We start from the raw sequence: 6467 nt of genomic DNA on the forward strand, positions 1-6467 counted from the left end.
TACCCTCTACCCTCCACCATGACCGACGCTATCGACGATGAGGACGAACACGGCGGCCGCCGCCGCGCCCTGAGCAACGCCAAGGTGCTGGGCTTCATCGCGCGCTTCTGGCTGCGTCGAAAGGGCCTGTTCCTGGCCGGCGTCGGCCTGACCCTGGCGGCGATCTGCTTCGACCTGGCCCTGCCCTGGGCCTCGGGCCGGCTGATCGACATCGTGACAAGGGGCCCCTCGGCCGTCGACGCGGCCTGGGGCGCCTGGGCGGCGTTCGTCGGCGTCTATCTGGGCTTCTCGCTGATCCGCAACCTGGCCATGCGGTTCTGGATCCCGCTGGCCGCCCGCAACATGGAGGAGATGACCAACGAGGGTTACGCCCGCGTCCAGGCCTTCTCGTCCGACTGGCACGCCGACAGCTTCGCCGGCGCCACGGTGCGCAAGCTGACGCGCGCCATGTGGGGCTATGACAGCGTCACCGACGCGGTGACCATCTGGCTGGCCCCCAGCCTGATCGTGCTGGTCGGCCTGTCGGTGATGCTGCTGCTGCGCCAGCCCCTGGCCGGGGGCGTGGCCCTGGTCGTCGTGGCCGCCTACATCACCGTCAACCTGGTGGTCACCACCCGCTACGTCCGTCCCGCCAACCTGAAGTCCAACGCCCTGGACTCCAAGATCGGCGGCGGGCTGGCCGACGCCGTCACGTCCAACCCGACCGTCAAGAGCTTCGGCGCCGAGGCCCGCGAGAGCGCCCGCGTCGCCGAGGTCACCGCCGCCTGGCGCGAGGCGGTGATGGTCACCTGGCACAAGTTCACCAATGTGTGGCTGGGCCAGAACCTGCTGCTGGTGCTGCTGCAAGGCGGGCTGACGGCGGCGATGATCCATGCCTGGGCCAAGGGCACGGCGACGCCCGGCGACGTGGCCTTCGCCATCACCGCCTTCATGCTGATGAGCGGCTATCTGCGCAACATGGGCGAGAACATCCGCATGCTGCAGAAGGGGCTGGACGACACCGAGGACCTGGCCGCCTGGGAGGGCCTGGCCCCGCAGATCGCCGACGCCCCGCACGCGCCCGACTTCCAGCGCGGCGCCGGCGCCATCGCCTTCGAGGACGTGACCTTCCGCTACAAGTCGGCCGGCGCGCCGCTGTACGACCATTTCTCGCTGACCATCGCCCCGGGCGAGCGCGTGGCCCTGGTCGGGCCGACGGGCTCGGGCAAGTCGACCTTCGTCAAGCTGGTCCAGCGCCTGCATGACCTGCAGGGCGGGCGGATCGTCATCGACGGCCAGGACGTGGCGCACGTGACGCAAGGCTCCCTGCGCCGCGCCATCGCCGTGGTGCCGCAGGACCCGGCCCTGTTCCACCGCACCCTGCGCGACAACATCGCCTATGGCCGTCCCGACGCCACCGACGAGGAGGTCGTCTCGGCGGCCAGGAAGGCCCGCGCCCACGAGTTCATCCTGCGCCTGCCCAAGGGCTACGACACCCTGGTCGGCGAGCGCGGCATCAAGCTGTCGGGCGGCGAGCGCCAGCGCGTGGCCATCGCCCGCGCCTTCCTGACCGACGCCCCGATCCTGGTGATGGACGAGGCCACCTCCTCGCTCGACGTCGAGACCGAGGGCCAGGTGCAGGAAGCCGCCGAGGCCCTGATGCACGGCCGCACCACGATCGTCATCGCCCACCGCCTGTCGACCGTGCGCGGCGCGGATCGGATCCTGGTGTTCCAGAACGGCCGCGTGGTCGAGGAGGGGCGGCACGGGGAGCTGAAGGAGGCGGGGGGCGTGTATGCGCGGCTCAACGCGGTGTCCGAGGGCGTGGGCTAGGGCCGGGGACATGCCCTCGCGGCGTGTCCCCATGGTTCGCACGGCGCTGGTTTAGGGGACACGCCGCAAGGGCGCGTCCCCGTCCGTGAGCCATTTAGAACGCGTCCTCTAGGATCGTACCCGCGCAGGCCGGATCACGGGGAACCAGATGCAGGCGGCGACCGCCGATATCGAGGTCCGATTGGGGAGCGGCCGGAACAACCTTGGCCGGCGCTTTTTCCAACAGCGCCGTTAGCCCGCCCTGTCCGCAGGCTGCCGTGCTACGGGCGATCTCATTCCATTCATCGCCCTCATACTTGTAGAGGCTCAGACGATTACTGTTGGAAAATAGAACTTCGTCTTCCCCATCGTGATCGGCGTCGATGACGACGGCGACACACCCACGACCTCCGCAGAGGGCGTTGCTGCCCCGACCAAAGGCGCCTTCCATAAAGCCCTTCGGCAGCTCGCGCCCCTGTGGAAACACCGAGATCTTGAACGGCGCGCTCGCGTCGACCTTTTCCGCCTGGGCCTGCCGCGCCTCCCAGCGGTTCTGGCGCTTCAGGACGATGGCGGCGCTTTCACGAACCATCTGATCTTTGCTGGTCGCCAGACGCTTCAAAGCGTCGGCGCCATAGCGCCCGCCATCCCATCGCAGGGCCTCGTAGTCGAAGTCCCCGGCCTTCACCTTGCCCATCTCCAGCCGACCCACCTGGTCGCCCACCGACAGCCGCCTCGGATCGGCCAGCGGCGTGCACAAGGCCAGCAGCACCGCGATCACCACGAAGGCCATGGCGATGTTGGTGACCTCCAGGGCCTTCATCCAGGCGCCCGGCCGAACGGCGGCGATCACGTAGCCGACCGCGTAGCCGGCCGCGACCAGCACGCAGGCGGCGGCGATGATCCGGTCGGGGCTGAGGCCGTACTGGCCGATCCGCAGCGACAGGCCATAGGCCGCCAACACCGTGATCGGGACCAGCAGCACGCCGGCCAACCGCGCGGCCCATTTCAGCACCACCGCGGTCGTCTCGGTCCCGTCCTGATAGGCGGCGTTGGCCAGCAGGATCAGGAAGGCGTCGGCGGTCAGCAGGATGGCCGTGGCGCTCTTGGTCTTCCACAGCGGCTCCAGGCCGGTGAAGGGCAGGGTCAGCAGGAAGGCCGCGGCGATCAGGGCCATCAGCGGCAGCAGCCAGGCCAGCAGGGTCAGGGCCACGCTGCGCACGCCGCGCACCAGGTTGGCCCGCACGTCGGTCAGCTGGACGGCGGCGGCGAACATCACGGCGGTGGCCGGGAAGGCGAACCACTCATGCTGGATCAGCTTCTCGATGGCGTTGACGCCGATCAGCTTGAACAGGGCCGAGGCCAGGAACAGCAGCAGCCAGAAGGCGCCGGTGAAGCCCAGCGACAGCACCGCCTGCACGCCGTGCTTCCAGGTGACGTCGAAATAGGTCGGGTAGCGGGCGATGCGCCGCCGCTCCATGTCGGCCGGCTGGACCAGGTGGTGGCCGATGAAGATCAGGGCGGCGATGGCCAGAAAGGTCTGGGGCCCGAGGTTGTCGACGCGCGGGACGCCGGGATCGCCGCTCCAGATCCCGTAGGCCGCCAGGCCGCCGGCGACCAGGGCGGCCACGGCCTTCCACACCGCCAGGGTGCGTAGACGCAGGGCCGAGATCCCGGCCAGCCCCACGAACGGCACGAACAGCACGATCATCAGGAAGGCGGCGAAGACTTCGCGCTGGGTGGCGGGCCAGACCTTGGACTTGTCGGCCTGGTACAGGCCGTACAGCAGCAGGCCCTGGACCAGGCCGGTGGCCAGGCGGATGATCGTCGCGCGGCGCACCGCGCGGGGATCGACGGGGTCGAGCGGGGTTTCGGTCATCGTCGGACTCTCACAACCTTGGCTATCGATGGAGGACAGGACCACGCGCGGCGGGCGGCGCCTAGGGTCAAGCTTGCGGGCCCTTCGACCCTTGCTCTACGAGTGAGGGACAACCCAGGAGCATCGGCTTGACGACGACCCTGCCCCGGACGCTGGAATATCGCGACATCGATCTCGCCCGGTTCCGCGAGCAGATCCTGCCGGCCGGCAAGCCCGCGGTGCTCAAGGGCCTGGTCGCCGACTGGCCCGCCGTCGCGGCCGGTCGCCGATCGGACGAGGCGCTGGTCGCCTATCTGGACGCGATGGACAGCGGCGCGCCCGTCAGCGTGCTGAGCGGCGGCGCCGACATCGGCGGGCGGTTCTTCTACACACCAGACCTGACCGGCCTGAACTTCCAGCGCGACGAGATGCCGTTGTCCCGGGCCCTGGCCGCGCTGCTGGAGCTGCGGCGCGTCGCCCGGCCGCCGGCCATCGCCGTCCAGTCGACGCCGACGCCGGAGGCCCTGCCCGGCTTCGCCGAGGCCAACCGGCTGGCCCTGCTGGATCCCAAGGTCGCGCCGCGCATCTGGATCGGCAACGCCATCACCACCGCCACCCATTTCGACATGAGCCACAACATCGCCTGCGCGGTGACCGGGCGACGGCGCTTCACCCTGTTCCCGCCGGACCAGCTGAAGAACCTCTATCTGGGGCCGTTCGACTTCACGCCCGCGGGGCCGCCGGTCAGCCTGGTCGATCCGGCCCGGCCGGACCTGGAGCGCTACCCCGACTTCCCGGCGGCCCTGGCGGCGGCGCAGGTCGCCGAGCTGGAGCCGGGCGACGCGATCTACATTCCCTATTGCTGGTTCCACAACGTCGACTCCCTCGACCCCTTCACCGTGCTGATCAATTACTGGTGGAACGAAGCCCCGGCCCTGCTGGGCCCGCCCCTGACGGCCCTGGTCCACGCCATGGCCAGCGTCCGCGGCCTGCCGCCCGCCGAGCGCGAGGTCTGGCGCGAGATGTTCGAGCACTTCGTCTTCGAGCGTGACGGCGACCCGGCGGCCCATCTTCCGCTCGACCGGCGGGGCCCGCTGGGCGAAATGACGCCCGAGCATCTGGCCCGTCTGCGCGCCGTTCTGGCCGAGGCGTTCAACTCGCCGTAGCCAGTCCGAGAAAAACGGTTAGGTTCCGCGCCGTTCAGGAGACCCGCATGGCCTATCGCTCGCTTCGCGAATTCATCGACGTCCTCGAAGCCAAGGGCGAACTGGTGCGGGTGACCGAGCCGGTGTCGACCGTGCTGGAGATGACCGAGATCCAGACGCGCCTGCTGGCCACGGGCGGACCGGCGGTCTTGTTCGAGAACGTGATCCTGCCCGACGGCTCGCGCTCGCCGATGCCCGCGCTCGCCAACCTGTTCGGCACGGTCAAGCGGGTGGCCATGGGCGTCACCCTGGGCGGCGAACCGCGCACCACGGCGGGCGAGCTGCGCGAGGTCGGCGAGCTCTTGGCCTTCCTGCGCCAGCCCGCTCCGCCCAAGGGCCTGAAGGACGCGCTGGACATGCTGCCCCTGGCCAAGACCGTGATGGCCATGCGGCCCGGCACGGTGAAGAAGGCCCCGGTGCAGGAGGTCGTCCTGACCGGCGACCAGATCGACCTGTCCAAACTGCCCGTCCAGACCTGCTGGCCGGGCGAGCCCGCGCCGCTGATCACCTGGCCGCTGGTCGTCACCAAGGGCCCGGGCAAGGACCGCGAGGACGACTTCAACCTCGGCATCTACCGCATGCAGGTGATCGGCAAGGACCGCTGCATCATGCGCTGGCTGGCCCATCGCGGCGGGGCCCAGCACTACGCCCGTCACAAGAAGGCGGGAAACCGCGAGCCCCTGCCCGCCTGCGCCGTGCTGGGCGCCGATCCCGGCACCATCCTGGCCGCCGTGACGCCGGTGCCTGACACGCTCAGCGAATACCAGTTCGCCGGCCTGCTGCGCGGGGCCAAGGTCGATCTGGTGGCCGCCAAGACGGTGCCGCTGATGGTGCCGGCCCACGCCGAGATCGTCATCGAAGGCCACGTCCTGCTCGACGAGTACGCGGACGAGGGCCCCTACGGCGACCACACCGGCTACTACAACAGCGTCGAGAAGTTCCCGGTCTTCCAGGTGACGGCGATCACCATGCGCAAGGACCCGATCTAYCTGACCACCTTCACCGGCCGCCCGCCGGACGAACCGTCCGTGCTCGGAGAAGCGTTGAACGAGGTGTTCATCCCGCTGATCCGCCAGCAGTTCCCCGAGATCGTCGACTTCTGGCTGCCGCCCGAGGGCTGCAGCTACCGCATCGCCGTGGTGTCGATGAAGAAGGCCTATCCAGGCCACGCCAAGCGGGTAATGCTGGGCGTCTGGAGCTATCTGCGCCAGTTCATGTACACCAAGTGGGTGATCGTCGTGGACCACGACATCAACGCCCGCGACTGGAAGGACGTGATGTGGGCGATCAGCACCAAGATGGACCCGGCGCGGGACATCACGGTGATCGAGAACACCCCCATCGACTATCTCGACTTCGCCAGCCCGGAGAGCGGACTGGGGTCGAAGATCGGCCTGGACGCCACCGACAAGCTGCCCCCCGAAACCCACCGCGAGTGGGGCGAGGAAATCCGCATGGACCAGTCGGTGATCGACACCGTCAGCGAGAAGTGGGCCCGGCTGGGCCTGCCGGGGGACGGCAAGCCGATCTGGAAGTAGACGCCAGGACGCCCCCTCCGCCACGATGCGTATCCGCATCGCGCCACCTCCCCCGCTTTGCGGGTGAGGAGGAAC

General features: G+C 69.3%; 4 protein-coding genes. 3 read left to right on the top strand and 1 reads right to left on the bottom strand.

Features of this window, described 5'->3' with window-relative positions; genetic code table 11:
* Positions 1 to 18 precede the first annotated feature (18 nt).
* Positions 19 to 1812 carry an ABC transporter ATP-binding protein gene (locus tag AC1DZ6_RS16425; RefSeq protein WP_477098220.1) on the top strand — a complete coding sequence of 598 codons (1794 nt, stop codon included), beginning with the start codon at positions 19 to 21 and terminating at the stop codon, positions 1810 to 1812.
* 94 nt (positions 1813 to 1906) lie between these two features.
* Here AC1DZ6_RS16425 and AC1DZ6_RS16430 read toward each other — a convergent pair whose 3' ends face one another.
* Positions 1907 to 3670, bottom strand: a complete 1764-nt coding sequence (locus tag AC1DZ6_RS16430) for a DUF4153 domain-containing protein (protein ID WP_477098217.1) — start codon at positions 3668 to 3670, stop codon at positions 1907 to 1909.
* Between the two features lie 128 nt (positions 3671 to 3798).
* Between AC1DZ6_RS16430 and AC1DZ6_RS16435 the strand changes: the two genes are divergently transcribed.
* Entirely contained in the window at positions 3799 to 4815 is a 1017-nt protein-coding gene (locus tag AC1DZ6_RS16435) for a cupin-like domain-containing protein (protein ID WP_477098218.1), read from the top strand.
* Positions 4816 to 4862: 47 nt separating this feature from the next.
* Positions 4863 to 6392, top strand: a complete 1530-nt coding sequence (locus tag AC1DZ6_RS16440; RefSeq protein ID WP_477098219.1) for a UbiD family decarboxylase — start codon at positions 4863 to 4865, stop codon at positions 6390 to 6392.
* The last annotated feature ends 75 nt before the right edge of the window (positions 6393 to 6467 follow it).

It is taken from the genome of Caulobacter sp. P1_B12_2, from assembly GCF_056406675.1.

Bases quoted from the DNA above. Each gene is read 5' to 3' on its own strand.
- AC1DZ6_RS16425 (WP_477098220.1), top strand. From the start codon at position 19: ATGACCGACGCTATCGACGATGAGGACGAACACGGCGGCCGCCGCCGC.
- AC1DZ6_RS16430 (WP_477098217.1), bottom strand. From the start codon at position 3,670: ATGACCGAAACCCCGCTCGACCCCGTCGATCCCCGCGCGGTGCGCCGC.